Source organism: Streptomyces sp. NPDC001270, assembly GCF_042896695.1.
Classification (GTDB): Bacteria; Actinomycetota; Actinomycetes; order Streptomycetales; family Streptomycetaceae; genus Streptomyces.
In genome coordinates this window covers 241,971-268,298 of sequence record NZ_JBIAXM010000011.1, presented here as the reverse complement: position 1 = coordinate 268,298, position 26,328 = coordinate 241,971, and the positions used below count along the sequence as shown (strand labels likewise).

Below are 26,328 nucleotides of genomic sequence, written 5' to 3'. Positions count from 1 at the left end.
CAGGCCGCTGGGCACTCGCTGTGTGGCGATGGGCTGGGCGAGTTCTCACGAGGAGACAGCGGCGCCACCCAGTTGATCAAACTGCCTGGCGGTACTCGCTGATGAGGCCGGTGACGGCTTGTTGGCATTCGATCCGGCTGGTGGGGAAGGGGATGACGTTCGGGTCGTCGAGTGGCGCCGGTTGATCTCGGCCTTGGTGGGCCCGTGCCCGTTGAAGGGGCGGGCATAGGCAGGGAGGATCCTCTCGGCGTGGTCGCGGTCGTAGATCAAGAGTCGGTCGGTGCACTCCTCGCGTGCCGATCGCACGCATCGTTCGGCGTGCGGGTGGCAGTTGGGACTGCTCGGGGGGATCTCGACCACGGCGATGTCCTCGTCGGGCAGCCACCCCAATGGCAAACGTGTCAATTACCACATGCCCCCGCCGCGCAGGTTGGACCTTCGCTACCAGTGCCCTGATCACCGTGCCCCTCGTCCGACGAGGGACGGGCGACGGTGGCCGCTGCCGGACGGGCGAGTTCAGCCCGATGGACAAGAGCGCGCGGGCCCCGAGTACGAGAGTGTGCAAGCGGGGGGTGAGATCGTTTCCACCCCCATGGTCACCATTATTCACTTATCGCCCCATGTGTTTACTCCGGCCTCTTGACGCACACCGAAACGGAGTGCACCCTTACCTAGGGAATTTCACCCCTCCGTCGAATCATGGCGGGTTCCTAGGGTTGGCGCATGAGCGAGTCAGTGCACAAAAGAGAATGCACACTTCCTTCGGACGGCACGGCACACACATCAGAGGACTGACCAGAGCGAACGTCCCGGAATGAGCCGGTACCTTCGCGTACTCTTTCCCCACTCTTTCCCCACTCTTCTCCGTCGCGAGTTTCCATGGCCATGGCCGATCGCCATGCTCTACTGCACCATCCTGCCGATGCTGATAACGTTGTCAGGGGCGGGCTACTCTGCCGAGAATCGTTGACTCTTAGGCATCTCTTGAGTAATTCATTACGTGATCAATACTTCACGAACGTGACCGAGAGAATCTGGGGTGGGCCATGAAAGCATCCGATGTGCTGATCAGCGGTCTGGGAGCCTTTCTGCCCGACCGGGTCCCCATCGGATGGGCGGTTGAACGGGGACTGATCGACCGGACCGCCGCAGAAGAATACGGAATCACGAGTGTGACTGTCGCGGGCGATATTCCCGCCCCCGAGATGGCAGTGCGGGCATGCCGTGAGGCGCTCGAACGAGCCGACCAGAATCCAGCGTCCCTCAGCTTGTTGCTCTACGTCAGCGTTTGGTATCAAGGCCCCCACGGATGGTGTCCGCAGTACTACGTGCAGAGGAAGACGGGCGCGGGCCAGGCCACCGCGGCCGAGGTCCGACAGGGCTGCATGGGCATGTTCTCCGCTCTCGAACTCGCGGCAGGCCATCTCATGGCCTCGGCCGAGCACGAGGCCGCCCTGGTCACCTCCGGAGACAACTTCACCTCAGAACTCCTGGAACGCTGGCGTTTCAGTCCGCATTTCGTCATGGGTGACGCCGGTTCCGCCGTCGTCCTCAGCCGACGGAAGGGTTTCGCCCGGCTCAAGTCCGTCAACGCGATCACGCTCCCCGAGTACGAGGCCATGCACCGCGGGCCCGAGCCCCTGTTCCCCCCGGGAGCCGGTCTGCCGGGCAAGCTCGACTTCGGCGAGTCCAAGCACCGCTGGCTGGACGGCCCGGACCGGGACCCGGCCGGCCCTCTGAAACTCGTGGCCGCGCAGGACGAACTCATCAGCCGCACACTCGACGAAGCCGGAATCGGGATGGACGACGTCTCGCGTGTCGCTTATGCCAACGGGTCACGGGAACGTGTCGAAGGACGCGCAATGATTCCGCTGGGCCTGCCGATGTCCCTTTCGACGTGGGAACAGGGCCGCACGGTGGGTCATATCGGCGCAAGTGATCAGATGGTGGCGCTCGAACAGCTTCTGCTCTCTGGTGAACTGCAACGCGGGGACCATTTCCTGATGCTCGGTGTGGGGCCCGGACTGAATATCGCATGTGCCGTGATCGAGATCATCGAGACTCCGCACTGGTCCGCCGCCCATTCGGCGACCGCTTCATGAAAGGCGTCTCATGGATTTCAGTCTGAGCGCTGCACAGCAGGAGCGATATGCGCGAATGCGGACAGCCGCGCGGGAACTTTCCCCCGGGTCTTCCACCGCCGGATTCCATGGCGACATCTGGAAGAAACTGGCCGGCCTCGGATTATTGGGTGCGGCTGTCCCGGAGGAGCACGGTGGCGCGGGCTTCGGTGCTCTCGACACGGCCCTCCTGTACGAGGGGGCGAGCGAGGGCGGCGCGGATACGGGGCTGCTCTTCGCCGCAGCGGCCCATCTCTTCGCCTGCGTCAGGCCGGTGCTGGAGTTCGCGCTCCCGGAGACCCGGAAGGAGCTGCTTCCCGCATTGTGCTCAGGTGAACTGACAGCGGGGAACGCCATGACGGAACCGGAGGCCGGATCGGACATCTCCCGGTTGGCGACCAGGGCCACCAAGGTCGACGGCGGATATCTGCTCGACGGGACCAAGAGCTTCGTCAGCAATGGCCCGGTCGCCGATCTCTACGTCACCTATGCGACAACGGATCCCGACGGCGGCTATTTCGGTTCCACCGCGTTCGCCGTGGACCGCGATTCCCCCGGGTTGGTCGCGGGAGAGCCGATGGAGAAGTCCGGCCTGACCGCCTGCCAGGCCGGCGAGGTGCGGTTCACCCGGTGCTTCGTGCCGGACGACCGGGTGCTGGGAAGCCCCGGTCAGGGGCAACTGGTGTTCCAGACGTCGATGCAGTGGGAGCGTTCCTGCCTCTTCGCGATCTACCTGGGCCAGCAGGAACTGCTCATTCGGCGATGCGTCCAACACGTGCGGGAACGACGGCAGTTCGGAAAGCGACTCGCCGACCTCCAACCGGTCGCGGACCGGCTGGCGGACATGAGGCTGCGGCTGGAGAGCGGACGGCTCCTGCTCTACCGCGCCTGCGCCGCGATCGACGACGGCCAGGACCCCGCCCTGTGGGTCGCCATGGCGAAACTGGCCGTGTCCGAGGCCGCGGTCGCCACCTCACTCGACGCCGCCCGGATCTTCGGGGGCCGCGCCTTCCTGACGGAGTACGGAATCGAGGAACATGTGCGCAACGCCGCCCCCGCCACCACCTTCTCCGGCACATCAGACATCCAGCGTCAGCTGATCGCCCGGGAGATGGGACTGTGAGCCTCTACAGCCTGGTGGTCGACGCTGCGGCCCGGACGCCGGACGCGCTCGCGGTGTGCGACCTTTCCACCGGCCTCAGTTACGGCGAGCTGGACGCGCGCGCGGACACGTATCTGGCGGCGCTGCGCGGGCGCGGCGTCCAGCCGGGCGACCGCGTCCTGGTGTGGACGGACAAGACGGCCGAATCGGTGGCCGTGGCCCAGGCGGTGCTGCGGTGCGGCGCGATCCATGTTCCCGTCCCACGGGGCAATCCCGGAAAGCGGGTCGCCCAGATCGCCGCGGACGCCCGCCCGGCTCTGATCGTCACGGACCATGGTGATCACGTCGCCGACTCGGTCTCCGTGTCCTGCGCGGATCTCCTGGAGGAGGCTGCGTACGCTTCGGCCGCCGCCCACCATCCGGTCCGGCCGGCCGACCCGGCGTACATCCTCTACACCTCGGGGTCGACAGGGACGCCGAAGGGCGTCTGCCTGAGCCACGGGAACGCGCTTGCCTTCGTCGACTGGGCCTGCCGGGAGCTGGAGGTCACCGCGGCCGACCGGCTGGCGAATCACGCCGCGTTCAGCTTCGACCTGTCGGTCTTCGACCTCTACGGAGCCTTCCGGGCAGGCGCGTCGGTACACCTCATCGGCGAAACCCTCGCCCAGGCCGCGGAACCGCTGGTCGGCTTCCTGCTGGAACGCCGGATCACGGTCTGGTACTCGGTGCCGTCCGCACTGGTGCTGATGGCCGAGTACGGCGAGCTGCTGGAGCGCGGACCGGGAGCGCTGCGCGCGTGCGTCTTCGCCGGCGAGCGGTTTCCGCTGAAGCCGCTGAAGGACCTGCGCCGCGGCTGGCCCGGCGTCCGCATGCTCAACTGGTACGGCCCGACGGAGACCAACGTGTGCACCTCGTACGAGGTGACGGCTGCCGACCTCGCGCGCACCGCGGCCGTCCCGATCGGATCACCCGTCGCAGGCGACACGGTGTCGCTGGACGACGGCGAGATCGTGGTCAGCGGCCCGACCGTCATGCTCGGCTACTGGGGCAGTAAGCCACAGGCCGGACCGTACCGCACCGGTGACCTCGGCCGGTACGACGCCGACGGCCTGCTGGAGTACCGGGGCCGCGTCGACGACATGGTGAAGGTCCGCGGCTACCGGATCGAGCCGGCCGAGATCAACAGCGTGCTCGTCACGCACGAGGCGGTACGCGACGCGGTGGTGCTCGTCGTGGGCGCGGGTCTGGACGCCCGGTTGCACGCCTTCGTGGTCCCCGAGACCGGCTGTGCGCCCGAGTTCGCGGAACTCCGACGGCACTGCTCGGGCTTCCTGCCGCCGTACATGACCATCGACGCGTTGCACACGGTCAGCGGCTTTCCCCGTACCCCCAACGGGAAAGTCGACCGCGCCGCGCTCGGCGGCCTGGTGACGCGGGGAGCGGGCGTATGACGGGCGGAGCCTGGGAGGTCTTCTGGTCGACGCTGCCCGCCGAGCCCGGAGCCGCCCTCTGGGACTCGTCGCCCCGGCTGACCGCGGAGCGGCATCTGCCGCTGTTCCGCGGCCACGCCGACCCGTCGCTGCCCCTGCTCGACATCGGGTGCGGCAGCGGACGGCAGACACAGTGGCTGGCTCGGCACTTCCGGCGGGTCGTCGGACTGGACATCGCCGAGGCCGCGGTGGAGCTGGCCGCCGCGTCGCACCCGGCGCCCAACGTCGCCTACCGGCGCGCCGACCTGCTCGACCAGGCCACCGCGGCGGCTCTGCACGCGGAGTTCGGCGACACCAACGTCTACATGCGTGGTGTGTTGCATCAGCTCGCCCCGGACGACCGCACCAGGATGCTGACGACCATCAGGCTCCTGCTCGGCAGGGCGGGGGTCCTGTTCGCCCAGGAGCTGACCGAGCGCACCGGCTGGTACGTCGCCGAGCTGCTCGCCGACGGCGCACAGCTGCCGAAGACGGCCGGGCTGGCGGCCCAGTTCGACTTCGGCGCCCGCATCGCCCCCGCTCACGACGGGCGCCTGCGGCTGCTGTTCGAAGGAAACGGATTCGAGGTCGTCGCCGACGGCGACATCTCCCTGCACACCACGGAACGCACATCCGGCGGACCTCCGCTGGAGCTGCCGACGAGGTACATCGTGGCGCGTGCAGCGACACGGCCCTGACACCCGGAGGAACCATGACGGACCTTGATCGCTCGACGCTGCTCGACCAGTTGCTCCGCTATGTGAGAGAGGAGCTCGCGACGGGCGTGCCATCCGACCTGATCACCGCCGACAGCCAGCTGCTGGAGCTGGGGGTGCTGGACTCGGTCCGCACCGCACGCCTGTTGGCGCACATCCGCACCACGTACGGCGTGCGCGTTCCGCCGGTGCACATGACCGGCGAACACTTCCGCACACCGGCGACGATCACCGACCTGATCCTTCGCCTCGGCTCGCAGACCGCGTCCCTCTGACAGGAGAACAGATGACGTACGACTACGACATCGGCATCATCGGCGGCGGCCCGGCGGGTTCCACCGCCGCGTCCTACCTGGCCAAGGCGGGTCTGTCGGTCGCGGTCTTCGACAGTGAGTTCTTCCCGCGGGAGCACGTGGGCGAGTCCCTGGTGCCGGCGACCACGCCGGTACTGCTGGAGATCGGCGCCATGGAGAAGATCGAGGCAGCGGGCTTTCCGCGCAAGTACGGCGCCGCGTGGACGTCGGCCCACGCGGACGATGTGGACCCGCTCGGCTTCCAGGTGCACGACCACGGCCTCGGGGCCGCCGACGTGCTGTTCAACGAACGCGATCAGCTCGGCGTGGACCGCGACTACACCTTCCACGTCGACCGCGGCCAGTTCGACCACATCCTGCTCAAGCACGCGGAGAGCCTGGGAGCGAAGGTGTTCTCCGGGGTGCGGGTGCGCGGCGTGGACTTCGCCGACACCGCCCGTCCCGTGCTGCGGGTCGGACTGGGCGGGACGACCGCGGAGGTGGCCGTACGGATGGTCGTCGACGCCAGCGGACGCGGCACCCTGCTGGGACGGCAGCTCAAGGTCAAGGTGCCCGACCCGGTGTTCAACCAGTACGCCGTGCACAGCTGGTTCGAGGGACTCGACCGGGAGGCCCTGGCGAACGACGAGAACCAGGCCGAGTACATCTTCATCCACTTCCTGCCGCTCAGCGACACCTGGGTGTGGCAGATCCCCATCACCGACACGATCACCTCGGTCGGGGTCGTCACCCAGAAGGCGCGGTTCAGGGAGGGCAAGGACGATCTCGAAGGCTTCTTCTGGGACTCGGTGGCCAGCCGGCCCCTGCTGCACGACGCGCTGAAGAAGACCGAGCGGGTCCGCCCCTTCAAGGCCGAGGGCGACTACAGCTACGGCATGCGCAAGGTGTGCGACGACGGGATGGTGATGATCGGCGACGCCGCCCGGTTCGTCGACCCCATCTTCTCCAGCGGTGTCAGCGTCGCCATGAACAGCGCCCGGCTGGCCTGCGCCGACATCATCGCCGCGGCGGAGGCCGGCGATTTCAAGGCCGCCCGGTTCGAGAACTACGTGACGAAGCTGCGGCGCGGCGTGTCCAGCTGGTACGAGTTCATCTCCATCTACTACCGCCTCAACATCCTGTTCACCGCCTTCGTCCAGGATCCCCGCTACCGGATCGACGTCCTGAAACTGCTCCAGGGCGACGTCTACGACGAGCAGGAGCCGGTCGCGCTGACGAAGATGCGCGAGTTCATCGCCGCCGTGGAGGCGGACCCCACCCACCTCTGGCACCCGCTTCTGGGAAAGATGAAGGTGTCCCTCAGCTCCCGGGCGTTGTTCTGACCGCGCCGTGGGCGGTTCTGTTCGACATGGACGGAACTCTCGTCGACACCGAAGTGCTCCTGCTCGAAGCCCTGTCGGCAGTACTCGGGGCGTCGGGCGTGCCGGCCGCGGCGATCAGGCCGGAGGAGCTGCGGGGGCGCGGTGTCGCCGAGAACCTGGCCCGGTTGAACGCTCTCGCGCGAGCGCCGATGACCACACAGGAGCTGTACGCCCGTGTCAGCAGCCGCATGCTCGACCGGCTGCGTCCGGGGATCACCCCGCTGCCCGGAGCCGTCGGCCTGCTCCGGGCACTGCGGCGGGCACGCGTTCCGTGTGGGCTGGTGTCGTCCTCGTACCGGGCGATGGTGGACGCCGTCCTCCCCTCGCTCGGTGCGGCCGAGTTCGCCGTGACCGTGGCCGGTGACGAGGTGCGGTGCCCGAAACCTGACCCCGAGTCGTATCGCACCGCCGCGGCCCGGCTCGGCATCGCGCCGGGGAACTGTGTGGTCGTCGAGGACTCGTCCGCCGGGCTCCGGTCCGGACGGGCCGCGGGGTGCGTCACGGTCTCGGTCGCGCCGACAGCGGAACCGGTGGACCTCGGCGTACCGGGTCTGTCCGGACTGACCGTCGAACGGCTCGCTCGCCTGGTGGACACGGGGGCCGCGCGCACCGGCCACCGGGCCGCCGGATGAGAGGGGACAGGAGGCGATGAACCGTTGGGGCTCCTTCGGCAGCCGGCGCCGCCGGCGTGGCGACGGGCAGGGCGATGTCTGCCCCTGCGGGGTGTGCGTCGCTCGGGGCGGACCGGTGGCGCACAGCCGCGTACGGCGGCCGGCGTGCGACGCACGCTGCGGTCCCGGCACCGCCACGCCCTGAGGCAGCTCGCCCGGTTCCTGGACCCGGCGTCGTGAGACCTGCCGGGCACCGGGGTGCGGCGGACGCCGCACCCCGTCCGACTCATAGCAGAACTCGTAGTAGAACTCGTGGAAGAAAGTGGTGCATCGCCGTGAACGGACCCTGGCTCTCGCGCGTCGGGCGGGGCATGACGCCCATGCGTCTCACGTGGACACCGGCATGAAGCCGGCGAACGTGTTCCTCGCCGGCCTGGGCTGCTGGCTGCCGACCGCCTACGCGGCGTCCGAGGCGGTCGCCGCGGGCCTGTACGACGCCACGGTCTTCGCCGAGAGCGGTCTGCGCAGCGTGCTGATCGCCGGGCCCGAGTCACCGCCCGACATGGCCGTGCGGGCCGCACGCACGGCGCTGAGCCAGTCCCCGGGCGGGGCCGCCGCGATCGGTACGGTGCTGCACGGGTCGACGTTCTACCAGGGGCCCGAGATGTGGTCGCCGTCGGCGTACATCATGCGGGAGCTGGGCATCACGGGGGCCACGAGCACCGAGATCCGCAACGGGTGCAACAGCATGCTCACCGGGGTCGAGCTGGCCGCCGGCCTGCTGTCGTACCAGCCGGAGAGCCGACCGGACATCCTGCTGACCACGGCGGACAACTTCAACTCGCCGTTGTTCAACCGGTGGGACAGCGGGCCGATGGGCGTGATCGCCGCCGACGCGGCCAGCTCCGTGGTGGTCAGCCCGGCCGCCGGCTTCGCCCGTGTCGATGCGGTCGTCTCCCGGGTCTATCCGGAGTTCGAGGCGATGGCGCGCGGCAACGAGCCGCTGTTTCCCCCCACCGGGTCCGCGGGACGGCGGATCGACACCGTCGAGCGCGCCCAGCAGTTCAACGAGCGGGTGCGGGAGGTCGGCGGGATGAGCGTCGCCGACGGCTTGGCGAAAGCCTGTTCCGAGACGGCGCTCGCCGCCCTGGGCGAGGCCGGACTCGAAGCCTCCGAGCTGCGCTGGGTCCTGGTGCCCAACGGCGACGAGATGACCACCCGGAACTGCATCATGGACCCGCTGGACCTGCACGTCTCCCGCTCGCAGTGGGAGTTCGGCCGCGGGATCGGGCACGCCTCGGCCAGCGACCAGCTCATCGCCCTCGACCATCTGCTGCGCACCGGGCGGCTCGACGAGGGCGACCACGTCCTGCTGTTCGGCGGTGCTCCGGGCTGGTCGGCCGTGGCCGTGGTCCTCACCATCTCCGAACTGCCGCCCTGGACCCAGTAGTTGACGATGCCGACAGGAGGTGCCGTGTGACGGCGCAGCAGCAGCACCAGACCGCTCCGCAGCCGATCGCCATCGTGGGGATGGCGTGCGAGTTCCCCGGCGCGGACGGCGTCCCGGCGTTCTGGAGGATGCAGCTCGACGGGGTCGACGCCACGGCGGACGTCCCGGCCGACCGGTTCCCCATCGACGCGTTCTACGATCCCCGGCCGCGCACACCCGGACGGATCGTCAGCCGCCGGGGCGGTTTCCTGCCCGACATCCGGGGCTTCGACGCCCACTACTTCGGCATCTCCGGCCGCGAGGCGAGCCACATGGACCCGCAGCAGCGGCTGCTCCTGCAGACCGCCGCCGCGGCCGTGCGGGACGCCGGCCTGACGCTGGACCAGCTCGCGGGGAGCCCGACCGCCGTCGTCGTCGGACAACGGACCGCCGAGTACTGGGACATGCTGCGGGCCGCCGGGGCGCTGGACATCTACGCCAACACCGGCACATCACGCAGCGTCCTGTCCGGCCGCCTGTCGTTCTTCTTCGATCTGCGCGGCCCGAGCACTTCCGTCGACACCGCCTGCTCGTCCTCACTGGTGGCCGTGCACCAGGCGTGCGCCGCACTGCGCGGCGGGGAGGCGACCCTCGCCCTGGCCGCGGGGGTCAACCTGGTGATCACGCCGGAGGAGAGCATCACGTTCTCCCAGGCGGACATGCTGTCCGCGGACGGCCTGTGCAAGTTCGGCGCCCACGACGCCGACGGCTTCGTACGCAGCGACGGCGTCGGCGTCGTCGTCCTCAAGACGCTGGCGCAGGCCGAGGCGGACGGCGACCGCGTCCACGCGGTCATCCACGGCTCGGCGGTCGAGAACGAGGGCCGCAGCAGCGGGTATCTGATGACCCCGTCGCAGACCGCTCAGATCGACACGATGAGGCACGCCTGCTCACGCGGCGGCATCGACCCGCGCGCCGTCGGCTTCGTCGAGGCACACGGCACCGGCACGCCCACCGGCGACCCGATCGAACTGCGCAGCCTGGACGCGGTCTACGGCACCGGCGCGGGCCGCTCGACCGCGGACCCGGTGCTGGTCGGCTCCGTGAAGACGAACATCGGACACACCGAGGCCGCCGCCGGCATCGCCGCACTCATCAGGGCGGCGCTGTGCGTGGCACACGGCGTCGTCCCGCCCAGTCTGCACAGCGGCCGGCTGACCGACGCGGTGGACTGGGACAGCATGGCGCTGGAGATCCCGCAGACCGCCCGCGACTGGGGCCGGGACGGCGCCCCCCGGTACGCCGCCGTCAGCTCGTTCGGCATTTCCGGCACCAACGCCCACGTCGTCCTCGGCGAGCACCGACCCGCGGCCGTGCCGCCGCCCGCCGACGAGCCGCGGCCGCACCTGCTCGCGCTGTCCGCTCAGACGCCCGCCGCGCTGCGTGAACTCGCCGCCGCCTACGCGGACTTCCTCGGGCCCGAGGGGGAGGGCCGCCGGCACAGTCTGCGCGACGTCAGTTTCAGCACGCTGACCCGGAGCACCCATCACCGGCACCGCATGACCGTGCTCGCCACGGAGCACGACCAGGCCGCCCGACAACTGCGCAAGGGCCGGCCGATCGTCGCCGCCAAGCCCGGCGCGCGGTGGAGAACCGTCTTCGTCTTCCCCGGCCAGGGCTCCCAGTGGTCCGGGATGGGGCGCCGGCTCCTGCGTACCTCCTCGGTCTTCCGGGAGACCGTCGAGGAGTGCGACCGGCACGTCCGCGCCGAGCGCGGCTGGTCGGTGATCGAGCACCTGGCCGCCGGCGACGAGGCGGGCTGGCCGATCGACGTGGTGCAACCGCTGCTCTGGGCAGTCGAAGTCGGTCTGGCCGCGCTGTGGCGGTCGTGGGGCGTAGCGCCCGACGTGGTGATCGGCCACAGCATGGGCGAGGTCGCGGCCGCCTGCACCGCGGGCGCGCTCACCCTGGCCGACGGCGCGGCGGTGATCTGCCGCCGCAGCGCCCTGCTCAGGGAGATCGCCGGCGCCGGGTCCATGGCCGCGGTCGACCTGCCCGCCGACGAACTGCGACGGGAACTCGCCGATGTGCCGGACGTCGACGTCGCGGTGAGCAACGGCCCGCGGCGCAGCATCATCTCGGGCCGCACTCCGGCGGTGGAGAAGGTGCTGGGCGCACTGTCCGAACGGGACGTCTTCACCAAGATCGTCAAGGTGGACGTGGCCTCGCACAGCAGTCAGGTGGACCCCCTGCTGGACGCGCTGCGCGCCGCCCTGGAGCCGGTCCGGCCCCGTAGAGGTCATGTACCGCTGCGTTCGACGGTGACCGGGGAGGTCCTGACCGGCGAGGAGCTGGACGCCGACTACTGGGTGCGCAACCTCCGCGACGAGGTCCGCTTCCACGCGGCCGTCGACGCCGAGACCGCCTCTTCCCGGACGGTGGCCGTCGTCGAGATCAGCCCGCACCCCGTGCTCAGCGCGGCGGTGAAGGAGTGCCTGCCCGCGGACCGCACCGACGACCAGGTGGTGCCGTCGCTGCTGCGCGACACCGACGACCTGACCGCGCTGCTGACCTCCGTCGGCCAGCTGTACCAGGCCGGATACCCGGTGCGGTGCGACGCGCTGTTCGACAGACCGGCCGCCTACGTGGGGCTGCCCTCCTACCCCTGGCAACGCGCCGAGTTCTGGTTCGAGCCGACCGCCGGGACGGGTACGACGAGCCCCGGCTCGTACACCGCGACGCCGACGACAGGAGGCACAGGTACGCCGGCCGGGGCGGACGTCCCGGGCGGACACCCGCTGCTCGGCGCGCACACCGTCCTCAACGACGGCGCGCACCGCTGGGAGGGCCCCCTCGACCTGGCGCGCAACGCCTACCTCCTGGACCACCAGGTGCAGGGTCTGGTCATCCTGCCCGGCACCGCGTACCTGGAGCTGGCGGTGGCCGCCGCCGCCCAGGCCGTCGGTGTCGATGTCGTCGTCAAGGACGTCCGCTACGACAAGGCGCTCTTCCTCACCGCTGAGGCCCCGCCGCTGCTGCGGGTCACGCTGCGGCCGGCCGGGCGGGGGTGGGTCTTCGACGTCGCCACCGCCGACGGCACCGAATGGACCCGGCATGCCCACGGCCGGGTGGCGGAGGCGCCCGTCGGCACACGCATGCTCGAAGTCCCCGAGGACCCGCTCGGGCAGATCGCCGAACGGGTCCCCGAGCACCTCACCGGCGCCGAGTTCTACCGCCGGTTCGCGGCCCGCGGCAACGACTGGCACGGCGTCTTCCGGGGCATCGGGCAGGTGTGGCGCGGCGACGACGAGGCGCTGGCCGAGATCGTCGTCCCGGACCGCCTCTCCGGTCACGAGCCGTATTACGTCCATCCCGCGGTCCTCGACGCCTGCGGACAGGTGCTCGCGGCCACCCTGCCCGACTCGGCCGTGCCCGGCGAGCAGCATGCCTTCGTCCTGGGTTCCATCGACGCGTTCCGCCGGTACGGGCCGCTGCCGCTGACCGGCACCCTGTACAGCCACGTGGTGCGGCACGACCTGACCGCCGAGTCGTTCAGCGGTGATGTCGTCATCCGCGACGAGCGGGGCACGCTGCTGGCCGAGTTCCGCGGCCTGCGGATCCGCTGGCTCATGCGGCGGGAGGAACCCGGCCCGCTGACCGACTGGTTCTACCGGCCGAGGTGGATACCGACCCCCGCACCCGGGGCACTGCCACAGGCGGCGGCCGGAGCCTGGCTGGTGTTCGAGGACGCGGACTACGGGCCGCGGCTCGCACCGGCACACGGCGCGCGGATCGCCGTACGGCCCGGGGACAGGTACGAGCGCGGTGACGACGGGACGTATCGCGTCGACCCGTCCCGTCTCGACGACTACGCCCGGCTGCTGTACGAGGTCGGACGTGACCACCCGGAGGGCATCGCCGCCGTGGTGCACCTGTGGAGCCTGCGGGCGCCGCGGCCGGTGGGAGAGGTCCCGCTGGGCCTTGGCAGCGCGCTGCTCCTGGACCAGGCGTTGTCCATGGCACGGTGGGACGGCCCTCTTCCCCGGCTCGCCCTTGTCACCCGGGGCGCCGAGACGGTCACGGACGCGGACGGGGCGCCGGATCCGGAGCAGTACGCGGTGTGGGGCTTCGGACGTACGGCGGCGAGCGAACTGTCCGTCGTCCGGCACCTCCTCATCGATCTGGACCCGGCCCACGGCGCGGAGCAGACCGAGGCGCTGGCCCAGGAGATCGCGGCCGCCGACGGCGCCGAGGACCAGATCGCCCTGCGGGCGGGCACCCGGTACGTCCTGCGGCTGCACCGCACCTCACCGGCGTCCGGCCCCGATGACGGCACCGAGACCGAGCCGGCCCACGACCGCCGCATGGGCCCGGTGCGCGCGGCGACCGCGGCGCGGCCCCCGGCCGCCGACGAGGTGCAGATCGCCGCGGCGTACGGCGGAGTCGGCTTCAGCGACGTGCTCCAGGCGGCCGGGGCCCACCCGGACCGGGACGACGACGGCCTGCCGGGCTGGGAGACCGCCGGTGTGGTGACGGCCGTCGGCACCGATGTGCGGGGACTGGTCGTGGGCGACCACGTCGTCGCCGTCGCCCGTCCGGGAGCGGCCACGCGGGTCCTCGCCGACCGCAGGCTGACCCACCGCCTGCCCGACGGACTCTCTCTCGCCGAGGCCGCCACCGTACCGATCCCCTACCTGACCGCCTGGTACGGCCTGATGGAGCTGGCCGCGCTCCGCGAAGGGGAAAAAGTCCTCATCCACTCGGCCACCGGCGGCGTGGGGCTCGCCGCGATCCAGGTGGCCCGGCGCCGCGGCGCCGAGATCCACGCCACCGCAGGCAGCGAGCAGCAGCGGGCTCTGTTGCGAGCGATGGGCGTCACCCATGTCGCCGACTCCCGGGGCGACTTCGCCGGTCCGCTGCTGGCCGAGACCCGGGGCACGGGGATGGACGTCATCCTCAACTCGCTGACCGGAACCGCCGTCGACCAGAACCTCAGCATGCTCGCCCCGTACGGGCGCTACGTGGATCTGGCCGAGCAGGATCCGGTGGACGGCCACCCGGCCGGTCCTGGCGGCCTGCCGCGCAACGGTTCCTTCCATGTCCTCGACATTGCCGCCTTGTGCCGCGAGCAACCCGAGCGGGCCGGGACGCTCCTCGGCCGCCTGCTGCGCCTGATCGCGGTCGGCGAACTCGCGCCGCTGCCGGCCGAGGTGTACCCGCTGGACGCCGTCGGTCCGGCGTTCGACGACATGATCGGGGCCCGGCAGGTCGGCAAGGTGCTCATAGATCTGCGGACGGCCCCGGTGGCCCCGCCGACGCCCGCGCCGGCGGGGCCCGCGCCGACTCGGATGCGGCCGGACGCCACCTATCTGGTGACCGGCGGTGCCGGCGGCATCGGCTCCGAACTGGCCCGCTGGCTCGTCGCGCGCGGCGCCCGGCACCTGCTGCTCACCGGCCGTTCCGTGCCCGGCACGGCCTCGCCGTCGGGGGGCGACATCGCCGCCCTGTCGGAGGAGCTGCGCGGCCGGGGCGTCGAGGTGCAGTACGCCCCGGTGGACGTGGCGGACGAACGGTCGATGCGCCGACTGGTCGAAAACCGTCGCGCCGCCGGCCGTCCGGCGGTCCGGGGCGTCTTCCACACCGCCGGCGTGTTCATGTACAAGCCGATCGGCGACACCACCCTGCGCGATGTGGAAGCCGTGCTGCGGCCCAAGCTGGAGGGCGGCCGGGTCCTCGACCGTCTCTTCGAGGACGACCTCGACCACTTCGTCCTCTTCTCGTCCGGGAACGCCCTGCTGGCCTCGCCGTACGTCGCGGCGGCGGCCGCCGCCAACGCGGGCCTCGACGCGATCGCCCGCGGCCGCCGCAGCCGTGGCCGCGGGGCGCTCGCGGTGAACTGGGGTTTCTGGACCGACCGTGGCATGGCCGCGAGGGCGGGTACCGAACTCGGGCGGGATCTGATCCCGCGGGGCATGACCGGCTTCACCTCCGCGGCGGGGTTCGCGGTACTGGATCACCTGCTGGCCACAGGCGCCGGGGACACCGTGGTCATGCCGGTGGACTGGGCGCAGTGGCGGGTCACGTACCCGGTTGCGGCCGCATCCCCGTTTCTGCGGGACCTCGTCGACGACGCACCCGCACGCCGTGCCACCGCGGCCCCGCCCCCTCCGCAGGGAGCGGCGCGGGCCCGGCCGGAGCGCGCCGCACGGCCGGCCACGCCGACGTTCCCCGTCCCGCGGCCGGAACCCCTCACACCGCGCCCGCAGGCGTTGCCCACCTCCGGGACCGCGTCGGGGACCGCGTCCGGAACCGGGACGGCACGGGCCGGGGCGGGAACCGGACGGGAGGCCGACGGTACGGACCGTGCGGCCGGTGCGGCACCAGCCGCGGATCGGGCGGAGCTGTTCCGGGCCGGGATCGCCGCCATCCTGCACGTCGACTCCGAACACCTCGACCCGGACCTGGATCTGACCAGCCAGGGCCTCGACTCCCTGATGGCGGCTCAGCTACGGCAGGAGGTGCAACGCTCGCACGGGGTGTTGCTGCCGGTCGGCAAGATCCTCAGCCGGGCGACGCTGCGTGAGCTGACGGATCAGCTGCTCGCCGCGGCACGACCGGAGTGACGGTGACTCCCGGTCGTCGCCGGCGCTCCGCCGACCGGCGCGGCCCCGACCGGCGCTCCGGGCGAGCGGGAAGACCACCCGCAGGGGCGGCACGCCGGCCAGGACGCCCCGTCGGTCGACGACGGCCGGGACACCTCCTCACGACCACGCTTCCACGGCTCTGGCGCGGTCACGAATCACCCGCTCCGCGGCGTACTCCCGGTCGGGCGGGGTCCGGGGTGTGCGAGGCACGGCTTTTGCGGTCGTGGACCCCTCGCCGTCCCGTGCTCCGAGCGGGAGGCCGTGCCTGCCGACGCACCATCCGAACCTTCCACGGAACGCAGCACTTGCCGAAAAGGGGATGCCGGTGAGCACCGACTCCATGGTCACTCACGTCGTCGCAGCTCTCGCGCTGGTGATCACGGCCTCATGGGCCTTGGGGGCAGCGGCCCGCAAGCTCCGTCAGCCACCCGTCGTCGGGCAGTTGCTCGTCGGGATCGCACTCGGCCCGAGTCTGCTCGGACTGGCACCGGGCGGAATGTACGACACTCTCTTCCCGGAGCAGATCAAGCCGATTCTGACGGCGCTGGCACAAGTGGCGCTGGCGCTTTTCCTCTTCGCCGTCGGCTACGAACTCGATCTCGGCCAGCTTCGCCACCACCGCGCGGTGACCACCGTCTCGTTGAGCGCGTTCGCGCTGCCGATGCTGATGGGGGCCGGCATCGTCGTGCTCCTTCCCGGAAGCTTCCGCTCCGTCAATGGCGGTCACCCGATCGACGCGACCTTCACCCTCTATATGGCAGTCGCCCTGTCCATCACGGCGGTTCCCGTCCTGGCCAGCATCATCAGGGACCAGGGGTTGGCCGGCAGCCGGCCGGCCACGATCGCGATGGCAGCCGCCGGCGTCATCGACGCATTGAGCTGGCCCGTGCTCGCCGTCTGCCTCATCGGCGGCGAGGGCGGCTCCCTGGGGGACTGGTTCACCAGGATGGCGCTGCTGGCGGCCTATCTACTGGTAATGATCTTCGGCGTGCGGCGCGTGCTGGTGTGGTGGATGAACCGGCCCGGCGCCCTGCTGACCAACCCTGTCCCCATCGCCACCGCGTTGACACTGGCCTCGGCCTGGGCCACCAGCGCGCTCGGGCTGCACGTGATCTTCGGTGCGCTGTTGGCCGGCATCATCATGCCCCGCCAGCGCGACGGTGCTCCGGACAGCCAGGTACTGCGGCCCTTGCAGGAGACCGGGGGCCTGCTGCTGCCGGTGTTCTTCACCATCTCAGGAATGTCGGTGCAGCTCAGCGGACTGCACGCTTCCGACCTGCTGCTCCTTGTCGTGCTGTGCATCGTCGCGGTGGTCGGCAAGGTGGCCGCCGGCGCGCTGTCCGCCCGGGGCAGCGCCCGTCTGCCGTGGCGGGACTCGCTGCTGATCGGCGTGTTGCTCAACACCCGAGGTCTCACTGAACTCATCGTGCTGAACGTGGGGTTGCAGGCCGGAGTGATCGGCCCGCGGCTCTACGCGCTGCTCGTCATCATGGCACTCTTCACCACGGCGGCCGCCGGGCCGCTGATCGGCCCGCTGCACCGCCCGGCCGACGCCTCCCCTGACGCGCCCTCCGGATCCCGCGGGGACGGCGACAAGACAGCGGGTGCCCGCCCCGGCTCCGGGCAGCCTCCCATGCCGGACACCGAGCCGACGCCGCAGCCGTAGGACAGGTGCCGGGCGGCGGGCACGCGACCGGTACGGACACCTGCGCACGGTGGGGCCGAGCGGTTGGTTCCCAGCCCACTCGGCCCCGCCAGTGCGTGCTCGCGGAGGACCTACCGGCGCTCGGAGACGGCCGACGCGGGGCGCGCGGGGCTCAGCTCCGGCTCGGCGGAAGGCGCCGCGGACGTACGGCGCTTCGCATGGGCGTGGCCCGTCAGGAGCAGAGCCCCGACGGCGAGGTACGCCATGCCGATGCAGACCATCGCCGTCCAGCCACGGGCCTCGAACACGGCGATGCCGACGGCCGAACCGATCGCCCCGCCGGCGAACAGGGAGAAGATGTAGACCGTGTTCAGCCGGGCACGGATGCCGGCGGGACCCGTGAACACACGGGTCTGGTTGGCTATCTGGGCGCTCGTGGTGCCGTAGCCCAGCAGATTGCAGCCGATCATCAGGGCCGCCAAGGACTCGCCGCCGAGCAGGAAGACCACGAAGGCGGTGCCGGCGGAGGCCAGCGCCATCGCGTTGACGGCGTCGGGGCCGTAACGGTCGGAGAGCCGGCCGGAGTAGCGGGCCGCCAGAGCGCCGGGCACGCTGCTGAGGCCGAACAGTCCTGCCGCGGCCGGTCCGAGCTGGAGGGGCTTCTCGGACAGGTGGAAGGCGAGTGTGGCCCAGAACGACGAGAAGGCCGCGAAGCTCATCGAGCCGAGCAGGGCGGACAGCCGCAGCGCGGGATGGCGCAGGACGAGCGGCGGGATGGAAGCAAGCAGCTTCAGATAGCCGGTCGTTGTCGCACCGGCGGCCGGGCTGCGCTCCGGCATGTAGCGGGGCAGGACGAGCAGCAGGCAGCCTGTGGCCAGCGCGGCGGCGAAGTAGTCGACGCGCCACGTCCCGGTCACCTCCGAGAGAGCCCCGGAGACGGTACGGGAGAGCAGCGCCCCCAGCGTCAGTCCGGTGCCGATGGCACCCAGGGCCCGGCCGGTCCGGCCCTGGGCGGACATCGACGCGATGGTCGGCATGATGACCTGCGGGACCACTGTGGTGGTCGACAGGACGAAGGTCGCAAGGCCCAGCAGCGCGATCGAGGGCGCCAGTGCTCCGGCGAGCAGGGCCAGCGCGGTCACAGCGAGCAGGATGGTGGTCAGGCGGCGCAGCCGGACGCGGTCGGCGAGGGGGACGATCGCGATGATGCCCAGCGCGTAGCCGATCTGGCCGGCCGTCGCGATGATGCCGGCGGCCGAGGAGGAGATGCGCAGGTCCCGTGCGATCTGTTCGAGAAGCGGCTGGGTGAAGTAGATGTTGGCGACGGCGATGGCGGTGGCGGTCGCGAAGACGGGGACGGTGCCGCGCTTCACGCCCGGGACGGTGGACTGTGCACTCACAGCGGCTTCCTACGGAGTCGGGGAGTGGGGAAAGGGGGGAAGGAGGGAAGGGGAGAGGGGGGGAGGGAGCAGGGGCCCAGGTGGGACGGCGAATTCCAGGGGCCCCTGCGAGGTGTGGATCGGGTGGGTCAGCGGCGGGTGAGTTCGCCGTCGACGAGGCGCCACAGGTGCAGCGGGTTGGCCTCGCGCAGCGGCTCGGGCAGCAGGTCGTCGGGGAAGTTCTGGTAGGTGACGGGGCGCAGGAATCGTTCGATCGCGGTCATTCCGACGGAGGTGAAGCGGGGGTCCGATGTGGCCGGGAACGGCCCCGTGTGGACGGACGCGAAGGACACCTCCTGCGGCATCGAGAAGTTGTTGATCACGATCCGTCCTGTACGGCGCTCCAGAACCGGCAGGAGTTCCGCGGCGGCGGTGTGGTCGCTCGGGTCGGCGTGGAGAGTGGCCGACAGCTGTCCTCTGAAGGCGCGGGCCGCCTCGTGGAGTTGGTCCAGTCCGGCCAGCCGGACCAGCAGGACGGCGGGGCCGAACACCTCTTCACGCAGGGCCGGTTCGGCCAGCAACTGCTCTCCGGTCACCTCGTACAGCAGGGACTGGCCTTCCCCTGCGCGCAGTGGTGCCGGTCCGGCGCCGATCCGGGTGGCGTCGCGCTCCTGCATCCGCCGCACGTTGCCGATGTAGGCGTCGTGGATGCCGGGGGTGAGCATGGTCCGCGCGGCGGTCTTTTCCACCTCGGCCCTTGCCGCGTCCCGCAGTTCGTCGAATCCCGGCCCTTCGACGGCGAGGAGGACGGCGGGCTTCAGGCACGCCTGCCCGACGTTGTACTGGGCGCGCTGGGCGAGACCGGCACCGATCTCCGCGCCGCGGGCCGCCAGCGCGGCGGGCAGGACGAAGGTCGGGTTGACGCTGGTCATCTCGGTGAACACGGGAAGGGGTTCGGGACGCTGCTGGGCCCGTCGGTACAGGGCTATGCCGCCGCCCTCGGACCCGGTGAAGGTGACCGCCCGGACGAGGGGGTGGTCCACCAGTGCTTCGCCGATCTCGTTGCCCGCCCCTCGGATCAGCGAGAAGACACCTTCGTGCAGTCCCGCTTCGGCGACGGCCTGCTGGATGACGCGGCCCTGGATCTCGGCGGCCCCGGGGTGGGCGTTGTGCGCCTTGAGGATGACGGGGCAGCCGGCGGCCAGCGCCGACGCGGTGTCGCCGCCGGCGACCGAGTAGGAGATGGGAAAGTTGCTCGCGCCGAAGATCGCCACGGGTCCGAGGGCCACCTTCTGCAGCCGGTGGTCCATGCGTGGGGTGGGCTGCCGGTCCGGCCGGGCGGGGTCGAGGGCCGCCTGGAGGAACCGGCCCTGACGCACGACGGTCGCGAACTTGCGGAAGTTCGCAGCCGTGCGCAGGGTCTCCCCCTCGAACTGGGCGGCGGGCAGTCCGGTCTCCAGCGACGCACGTTCGGCCAGCTCGTTCCTGACCGCTTCGAGCTTGTCCGCGATGAGTTCGAGGAACGCGGCCCGCTCGGCCAGTCCGGTGTGGCTGTAACTGTCGAACGCCTCGTCGGCCAGGCGGACCGCGCGGTCGGCTTCGGCCGTGCCGCCGAAGGCGAACTCGGGCTCGATGACCTCGCCGGTGGCGGGGTTGAGTGCCTTCATCGTGCCCTCGGTGGCGGGCACCCGGGCCGCTCCGATCAGCAGGTCCCCGGTCAACAGGTCTCCGGCCGGTGTCATGACCGCGCCCCCCTGAACGCCGCGGTGATCTCGTCCGTGGTGGTGATGGCGTGGGCGAAGGTGGGGCCGTTCAGCTCATGGGCGGCGTGCATCATCTCAGGGAGGAAGGCGGCGGTGGCGTCCCGGACCAACGTCACGTGGTAGCCCAGCTCCGTGGCGAAACGCGCGGTGGCCTCGATGCAGGTGTTGGCCAGCAGGCCCACGAGCACCACGTGGGTGATGCCGTGCTGCTTGAGCTGGAAGTCCAGGTCGGTGTTGGCGAACCCGCTCGACCCCCAGTGCTCGTGGACCACCACGTCGCCCGGCTGCGGCTGGAAGTCGGGGTGGAACTCCCCGCCCCAGGAGCCCCGGGCGAAGTGGTGCATCTTCTGGATCTTGCGCTGCGAGGGGCTCGGGAAGTCCCAGGCGTCGTAGTCGCCCGGTTCCCAGCGGCGGTGCGGCACGAACATCACGCGCACACCGGTCTCCCGGGCCGAGCCGACCACCGAGCGCAGGTGGTCCAGCAGACCGACCTCGGTCGCCACGGGCTTCAGGTGCGGCCAGACCTTGCCGCCCTCGGAGATGAAGTCGTTGAAGGGGTCGATCATCAGAACCGCGGTGTGGCGGGGGTCGTAGGTCTCGGACATGGCTCCTCCGAAAGCTGGATGATAAGAAACATCTAGATTCAGGATTATCTTCATCATCCTGAAAGTCAAACGGGGAGCCGGGAAGATCTCCGGTAAGGGGTCCGCGGCATCGCGTGGCCGCCCAGTCCCTGCCGGTCGACGTGGCCGTCTGCGCCGCGAAAGGGTCGTGATGCGGCCGCAAGAGATCCGCGGAAGAAAGGGCCGCTGTCGCCCGATGCTCCGTCTGCGGGAGCCCTCACGGGGGCGGTGCCGCCCCCGTGAGGCTCGTTCACCAGGTACTGCGCGTACCGGTCGGGCCGGTTCGGGTCTTCCTCACCGGTGCGCTTCTCGTGCTCGTCGTGGGTGACGGCCGCGCGGGGGCCTCACCGGGGCGTGCGCCACGCCGGGCAGGCCGGGATTTCAGGCGCGGGGCTCGCGTTCGAGTGGCTGCGACAGAGCGGCCTTGGCCTGCTTGGTCGCCTCGTCGGCAAGGACTTCGCCCAGGTCGTGCGCCAGGGCCTGCATGGTCTGCTCGGCCACGTCGACCGCGCTGATCTTCGGATCGGTCACCCAGGCGCTTAGCTCGGTGTCCACGAAACCGGCGTGGACCCCGACCACCAGGGTGCCCTGTTCGCGCAGTGCCTGTCGCAGGGCGTCCGTCAGGGACCACTGTGCCGCCTTGGAGGCGGCGTAGCCGGGGAAGCCGGGCTGGCCGACCCAGGAGGCCAGCGACAGCATGTTCACCAGTGCGCCCCCGCCGTTCCGGGCGAGGACTGGGGCGAATGCGCGCGAAACGGTCCATGTGCCGAAGTAGTTGACCTCCATCGCCTGGCGCGCACCGTCGAACGAGCCGTCCCAGAGATTGGTGCCCGCGCCGCCGACGCCCGCGTTGTTGATCACGATGGAGACATCACCGGCGAGGGCGGCGGCCTCGGCGACCTGCTCCGGACTGGTGACGTCCAGCCGCAGCGGGGTGAGGTCCTCGTCCACGACTGCCGCTGGGTCACGGATACCCGCGTACACCTTGCTCGCACCGTGCTCGATCAGTGCACGGGCGAACGCCCGGCCGATGCCTCGATTGGCCCCCGTGACCAGCGCGACCGATCCCTTGATGTCCATCGTTCATTCCTTCGCTGTCCAGCGATCCGGCACGGCTTCCGCCTTCGGCTGCATGGGCGGCCGGCCGGATCTCGGGCGTGAGAGCGGTCATGCCTCCGCGGACAGGCGACTCGCGGTGGCTCAGCCCGTGGTGCCGACGGCGAGGGACGTTCCCACTCTGGATTAAGTTCATCATCCAGACTACGTCGACCGTCCTCCTTGTCAAGCGCGGGCCGACGGGAGCAGCGCCCAGGGCGGCGGACGGCCCGAGGGGATCCATCGGGTACGGCCTTGCCGGGTCGCTCGTCGGGGAAGGGGGTCGCTTGGCCCACGGAGGAGGGATCGCCCTCGCCGCCCTGCGGGGAGCGGGACCGTGCGGTGCGAGCGCAGTACGGTGGCGGGTCCGATGGCGCAGGGTGAGAATGTCCGCGTTCTTGGCGCGGTCGCTCATCGGTAATAGCCGCAGCGCGGCGAACGCGTTGGTGAGCGTCCGGCAGGCGGGACGAAGCAACGTGCTCATCCTGCCGCGGTACATGACAAGCCCTTGCGCTGGACGGCTGACATTCTCCGCAGGTGCAGCCCGTAACCGCAGAGCAGGCGCAGGCCGACGAGGACACCGCACGCGGCGTGCGCATGCCTCAGGAGTGAGTGACGAGTCCTGTTCCTTCGCTCCACTCGCCGTCGTCGGCCTTGGTGAAGACGAGGTAGTAAGTACCTGCGGGATATTTACCGAAGTCGGCTCGCTGACCCTTGGCGCACTTGAGGGTGGAACCCGTCATGACGTTGTCCTTGCCCCATAGCGAGCGGACCAGATTCACGTGGAACGACGCATGATTTCTACGATCGCAGGAGGTCACCGTGAAGGTCGAGGCGCCGTACTTCTGGTCCCACTTCTGACCTTCAAGACGATAGTTGAAGGTGAAATGCACCTTCTTCGTGGCGGCGGCTGCCGGGGTTGCCTGGGCCACGGCGATGGTTGCGACGCACAGTACCGTTGATCCGACGCGCCCGAGGCGACGCCAAATTTTTCCAGTTGCGAGCATTCACCTTCTCCTGGTCTCATGCGGCTGATGTCAGCTTGGCAGGAGTGTCAGAAGCGGTAAATCCCTCATTCGAGTGCGGAGGTGGCGGCTTGTCGGCCCACCCGAATTCATGCCTACGGGGTTGTTGATTCGCCTTCTTGGCCTCTTCCGCGTGCGACAGCGGCATGAGCAGCCCAAGGAGTCGGAGGAGGGGCGGGCAGATCATGCGCGCGGGCCCGGCACATTGGTGTGTGTGCCGGGCCCGGTCATCTGGTAGTCGATCAGCGGTCGTTGAGTCCCTTGTCCACCGCCGCCGTCAGCTCGCCGTCGGCCGTGTCGCCGTCCAGCGACCAGAACATCGCGCCGCCCAGGCCCAGCTTGCGGGTGTAGGCCGCCTTGGTCTTCAGCACCTGCGGGTCGTCGTACGTCCACAGCGTCGTGCCGTCGAAGAGCCACGCGCTGCCGTTCCGGCGGTCCCGGTGCACGGTGTACGTACCGGAGGCGGCCAGGCCCTTGAGGACCTTGTAGTCCTCGGAGCCGTCCGCGTACGTGCCCTTCGCCGGACCGGTGGCCGGCTGGCCGAGACCGTCGCCGCCGCCGCTGACCCCGGTCCAGCCCTGCCCGTAGAACGGCATGCCGACCACCAGCTTGCGCGGCTGGGCGCCCCTGCGCACCCAGTCCCGGACCGTCTGGTCCACGCTGAAGTCGCCCGGCGCGAACAGAGCCGACTGCTGGGCCGTCGTGGCCTGGCCCGACACGTGGTAGTCGTACCCCTGGAGGTTCACGAAGTCGACGTCCCGCATGATGCGCGGGATGTCGAACCCGGCGTCGATCGCGCCCGGCGCGGCCGGCACGAACGCCGACAGGTCGTAGTGCTTGGCCTTCTTGCCGCGCGGCGCCCGGCTCTTGGCGTACGCGTCGAGCTGGGTGCGGAACTCGTGCACGAGGGCGGTGAAGTTCTGCTTGTCCTCGGGCCGGTGGACGGTGTCCGTGTCACCCGGCGAACCGGGCCACTCCCAGTCCAGGTCCACACCGTCGAACAGCCCGGCGGCCGAGCCCGCGCCACCGCGCGCGCCGTCGGCCGGCAGGTTGCCCTTGATGTACAGGTCGATGCAGGACGCCACGAACTTCTTGCGTGAGGCGGGGGTCAGGGCGGCGTCGGAGAAGTGGGTCGACCAGCTCCAGCCGCCCAGTGAGATCAGCACCTTGAGACCGGGGTGCTTCGCCTTGAGTTCTCGCAGCTGGTTGAAGTTGCCGGCGAGCGGCTGGGTGTCGGTGTCGGCTACGCCGTCCACGGAGTTCTCGGCGTCGAGGGGGCGGGCGTAGTCGGCCCAGGCGTCGGCCTCGCCCGGCACGTTCCCGGTGAAGCACTCGCCGTCGGCGTTCACGTTGCCGAAGGCGTAGTTGATGTGCGTGAGCCTGGCTGCCTGACCGCTCGTGTCCAGGTCCTTGACCTGGTAGTCGCGGCCGTACACGCCCCACTGCGTGAAGTAGCCCACGCGCTTGCCGTACTTGGCGGTGGCGGTGGCGGTGGCGGTGGCGGCGTGCGACTCGGCGGCGACGGCCGTGTGGGCCGCCGGGGCGAGGACGGCGAGCAGAGACAGGGAGCAGGTGGCAACGGCCAGTCTTCCCAGGGTTCTTCGCATGGGTGGGAACGTATTGGTATGGACCATTGCCGTCAAGAGTGCCGCGGCCCGGTAGTGCCTCAAAAGGGATTCAGTGGCTGTGATCTGGGGTTTTGCCGGGCCGTCAGCTTGCTCGGGGGTACTCGTTGACGGGTCCCGCCACGGCTTGGCGGTGTCGGATCCGGGTTGTCGGCAGGGCTCCGTCCGGCCCGGGTGGGGACGGGCGGACGGGGCGAGACTCGGTCCCGCCCCGTCCTGTCAGCCGTGTGTGGGTGCCGTCAGCGCAGCGTGTACACCGTGGCGATGGTCTGCCTGACGGTGTTGCCCTGGCTGTCGGTCGCGCTGACCCGCAGTCCGACGCCCTTGGCGGCCTGGTCCCGCCGGGGGTTCTTGATCGTTGTGGTGAACGTGTTCTTTCCAGCGGCCCTCGTGGTCACCGGCTGCCAGGTGCCGCCCCCGTCGAAGGTGGTCTCCGCCTTGAGGGAGGTCACCTTGGGCAGGGCGGTGAGGCGTGGCTGGTAGTGCCGACGACGGTGATCTCGTGGTTCTCCCCGGCCTTGACGGTGTTGTCCAGGGCCAGATCGAAGTCGTAGCGCAGGAAGATCAGCGGCTCCCGGCAGGCCGCTTCGTTGCTGCCGACCACGTCACCCATGCACGGGCTCAGCTCGGGGGCGTCATCCTTGGCCGCTTCGGCGGAGGTGTACTCCCAGACCGTCCTGACGTCGTTGGTCTTCGCCTCGAACGTGTACCGGGCCGACTTCGCCGGCAGGCCGTAGGAGCGCAGCAGGCCGCAGTCGAGCGCTTCGGCCGCAGCCCCCGCGAACCGCTCCTCCGGCAGCCCGGTGACCGCGCGCAGCGTCGCGTGGTCGGCCGGGCCGGACAGCACCGACACCGCGTAAAGGACAGTGCGGGTGTCGGGCCTGAGCCGCTGGACGCGTTCGAGCATGTGGTCGCGGATCGGCTGCGGAACCTCGATACGGTCCAGTCGGCGCCGTGCCCACCCGCCGTCCCGGCGGATCAGATCGGCCCGGTCGTGCATCAGCCGCACCGATTCCTCCACCGCCAGTGGTACGCCCTCGGTGCGTGCGCGCAGAAACGCCGCGAACTCGCTCGAAACATGCCCGCCGGCCAACATCGACGAGACGAACGAGGCGGTCTCACCGACATCCAGCGGCCCCAGCGTCAGCCTGACCGGACGGGCGTCGGAGGGCAGCCGGGAGGACAGCCACAACAGCAGGGAGTCCGGCGGCACTTCGTCCCGCCGGAAGGGCAGCACCACGCTGACCGGCTGCGGTCGGCGGGAGACCAGGAACAGCAGGAATTCGAGGGTCGCCTCGTCGGCCCAGTGGACGTCCTCCAGCGCGAGGACCGCCACGTCGAGCCGACCGAGGACCTCGACGAAGGCACGGCACAGCCGGTGCCGGGCAGCGGTGGCGTCCTCCAGCG

The 26,328-nt window shown here is 70.5% G+C and carries 18 protein-coding genes; 10 read left to right on the top strand and 8 right to left on the bottom strand.

Annotated elements, in window-relative coordinates:
* Positions 1-1,046: 1,046 nt before the first annotated feature.
* The 10 genes from ACFY2B_RS20715 (at position 1,047) to ACFY2B_RS20670 (ending at position 17,432) form a co-directional block, all read left to right on the top strand.
* Positions 1,047-2,102 (top strand): ketoacyl-ACP synthase III family protein, encoded by a 1,056-nt coding sequence (locus ACFY2B_RS20715; protein WP_390764549.1) that lies wholly within the window; start codon positions 1,047-1,049, stop codon positions 2,100-2,102.
* A gap of 55 nt (positions 2,103-2,157) precedes the next feature.
* Complete coding sequence (locus ACFY2B_RS20710; protein WP_390764548.1) at positions 2,158-3,243, top strand: acyl-CoA dehydrogenase family protein; 1,086 nt, start codon at positions 2,158-2,160, stop codon at positions 3,241-3,243.
* Entirely contained in the window at positions 3,240-4,673 is a 1,434-nt protein-coding gene (locus ACFY2B_RS20705; RefSeq protein WP_390764547.1) for an amino acid adenylation domain-containing protein, read from the top strand. Before ACFY2B_RS20710 ends, ACFY2B_RS20705 begins: the two co-directional genes overlap by 4 nt.
* Positions 4,670-5,389 carry a class I SAM-dependent methyltransferase gene (locus tag ACFY2B_RS20700; RefSeq protein ID WP_390764546.1) on the top strand — a complete coding sequence of 240 codons (720 nt, stop codon included), beginning with the start codon at positions 4,670-4,672 and terminating at the stop codon, positions 5,387-5,389. The genes ACFY2B_RS20705 and ACFY2B_RS20700 overlap by 4 nt, the downstream gene beginning before the upstream one ends.
* Positions 5,390-5,403: 14 nt before the next feature.
* Positions 5,404-5,682 (top strand): acyl carrier protein, encoded by a 279-nt coding sequence (locus tag ACFY2B_RS20695; RefSeq protein WP_390764545.1) that lies wholly within the window; start codon positions 5,404-5,406, stop codon positions 5,680-5,682.
* Positions 5,683-5,693: 11 nt separating this feature from the next.
* A complete protein-coding gene (locus ACFY2B_RS20690; RefSeq protein ID WP_390764544.1) occupies positions 5,694-7,043 on the top strand; it encodes an NAD(P)/FAD-dependent oxidoreductase in 1,350 nt (449 codons plus the stop codon).
* Entirely contained in the window at positions 6,986-7,714 is a 729-nt protein-coding gene (locus ACFY2B_RS20685) for an HAD family hydrolase (RefSeq protein WP_390764596.1), read from the top strand. The genes ACFY2B_RS20690 and ACFY2B_RS20685 overlap by 58 nt, the downstream gene beginning before the upstream one ends.
* 382 nt (positions 7,715-8,096) lie before the next feature.
* The gene (locus tag ACFY2B_RS20680; protein WP_390764543.1) at positions 8,097-9,143 is read left to right on the top strand and encodes a ketoacyl-ACP synthase III family protein; all 1,047 of its coding nucleotides are present in this window, start codon (positions 8,097-8,099) and stop codon (positions 9,141-9,143) included.
* Positions 9,144-9,169: 26 nt separating this feature from the next.
* Entirely contained in the window at positions 9,170-15,745 is a 6,576-nt protein-coding gene (locus tag ACFY2B_RS20675) for an SDR family NAD(P)-dependent oxidoreductase (RefSeq protein WP_390764542.1), read from the top strand.
* Positions 15,746-16,091: 346 nt separating this feature from the next.
* On the top strand, positions 16,092-17,432 hold the full coding sequence (locus tag ACFY2B_RS20670) for a cation:proton antiporter (protein ID WP_390764541.1): 1,341 nt from the start codon (positions 16,092-16,094) through the stop codon (positions 17,430-17,432).
* Between the two features lie 110 nt (positions 17,433-17,542).
* On the opposite strand, the gene ACFY2B_RS20665 is transcribed toward ACFY2B_RS20670, so the two are convergent.
* The 8 genes from ACFY2B_RS20665 to ACFY2B_RS20630 form a co-directional block, all read right to left on the bottom strand.
* Entirely contained in the window at positions 17,543-18,811 is a 1,269-nt protein-coding gene (locus tag ACFY2B_RS20665) for an MFS transporter (protein WP_390764540.1), read from the bottom strand.
* A 128-nt stretch (positions 18,812-18,939) separates the two neighbouring features.
* Positions 18,940-20,532, bottom strand: a complete 1,593-nt coding sequence (locus tag ACFY2B_RS20660) for an aldehyde dehydrogenase (NADP(+)) (protein WP_390764539.1) — start codon at positions 20,530-20,532, stop codon at positions 18,940-18,942.
* Entirely contained in the window at positions 20,529-21,158 is a 630-nt protein-coding gene (locus tag ACFY2B_RS20655; protein WP_390764538.1) for a cysteine hydrolase, read from the bottom strand. The genes ACFY2B_RS20660 and ACFY2B_RS20655 overlap by 4 nt, the downstream gene beginning before the upstream one ends.
* A gap of 399 nt (positions 21,159-21,557) precedes the next feature.
* A complete protein-coding gene (locus tag ACFY2B_RS20650) occupies positions 21,558-22,256 on the bottom strand; it encodes an SDR family oxidoreductase (RefSeq protein WP_390764537.1) in 699 nt (232 codons plus the stop codon).
* A gap of 617 nt (positions 22,257-22,873) precedes the next feature.
* On the bottom strand, positions 22,874-23,278 hold the full coding sequence (locus tag ACFY2B_RS20645) for a hypothetical protein (RefSeq protein ID WP_390764536.1): 405 nt from the start codon (positions 23,276-23,278) through the stop codon (positions 22,874-22,876).
* Positions 23,279-23,538: 260 nt separating this feature from the next.
* On the bottom strand, positions 23,539-24,903 hold the full coding sequence (locus tag ACFY2B_RS20640) for a glycoside hydrolase family 18 protein (protein ID WP_390764535.1): 1,365 nt from the start codon (positions 24,901-24,903) through the stop codon (positions 23,539-23,541).
* A 257-nt stretch (positions 24,904-25,160) separates the two neighbouring features.
* The gene (locus tag ACFY2B_RS20635; RefSeq protein WP_390764534.1) at positions 25,161-25,373 is read right to left on the bottom strand and encodes a hypothetical protein; all 213 of its coding nucleotides are present in this window, start codon (positions 25,371-25,373) and stop codon (positions 25,161-25,163) included.
* Positions 25,370-26,257, bottom strand: a complete 888-nt coding sequence (locus tag ACFY2B_RS20630) for a hypothetical protein (RefSeq protein ID WP_390764533.1) — start codon at positions 26,255-26,257, stop codon at positions 25,370-25,372. Before ACFY2B_RS20630 ends, ACFY2B_RS20635 begins: the two co-directional genes overlap by 4 nt.
* Between the last annotated feature and the right edge of the window lie 71 nt (positions 26,258-26,328).

Excerpts from the sequence above, each read along its gene's own strand:
- ACFY2B_RS20715 (WP_390764549.1), top strand. The coding sequence starts at position 1,047 with ATGAAAGCATCCGATGTGCTGATCAGCGGTCTGGGAGCCTTTCTGCCC.
- ACFY2B_RS20710 (WP_390764548.1), top strand. The coding sequence starts at position 2,158 with ATGCGGACAGCCGCGCGGGAACTTTCCCCCGGGTCTTCCACCGCCGGA.
- ACFY2B_RS20700 (WP_390764546.1), top strand. The coding sequence starts at position 4,670 with ATGACGGGCGGAGCCTGGGAGGTCTTCTGGTCGACGCTGCCCGCCGAG.
- ACFY2B_RS20695 (WP_390764545.1), top strand. The coding sequence starts at position 5,404 with ATGACGGACCTTGATCGCTCGACGCTGCTCGACCAGTTGCTCCGCTAT.
- ACFY2B_RS20690 (WP_390764544.1), top strand. The coding sequence starts at position 5,694 with ATGACGTACGACTACGACATCGGCATCATCGGCGGCGGCCCGGCGGGT.
- ACFY2B_RS20680 (WP_390764543.1), top strand. The coding sequence starts at position 8,097 with ATGAAGCCGGCGAACGTGTTCCTCGCCGGCCTGGGCTGCTGGCTGCCG.
- ACFY2B_RS20660 (WP_390764539.1), bottom strand. The coding sequence starts at position 20,532 with ATGACACCGGCCGGAGACCTGTTGACCGGGGACCTGCTGATCGGAGCG.
- ACFY2B_RS20655 (WP_390764538.1), bottom strand. The coding sequence starts at position 21,158 with ATGTCCGAGACCTACGACCCCCGCCACACCGCGGTTCTGATGATCGAC.
- ACFY2B_RS20650 (WP_390764537.1), bottom strand. The coding sequence starts at position 22,256 with ATGGACATCAAGGGATCGGTCGCGCTGGTCACGGGGGCCAATCGAGGC.
- ACFY2B_RS20645 (WP_390764536.1), bottom strand. The coding sequence starts at position 23,278 with ATGCTCGCAACTGGAAAAATTTGGCGTCGCCTCGGGCGCGTCGGATCA.
- ACFY2B_RS20640 (WP_390764535.1), bottom strand. The coding sequence starts at position 24,903 with ATGCGAAGAACCCTGGGAAGACTGGCCGTTGCCACCTGCTCCCTGTCT.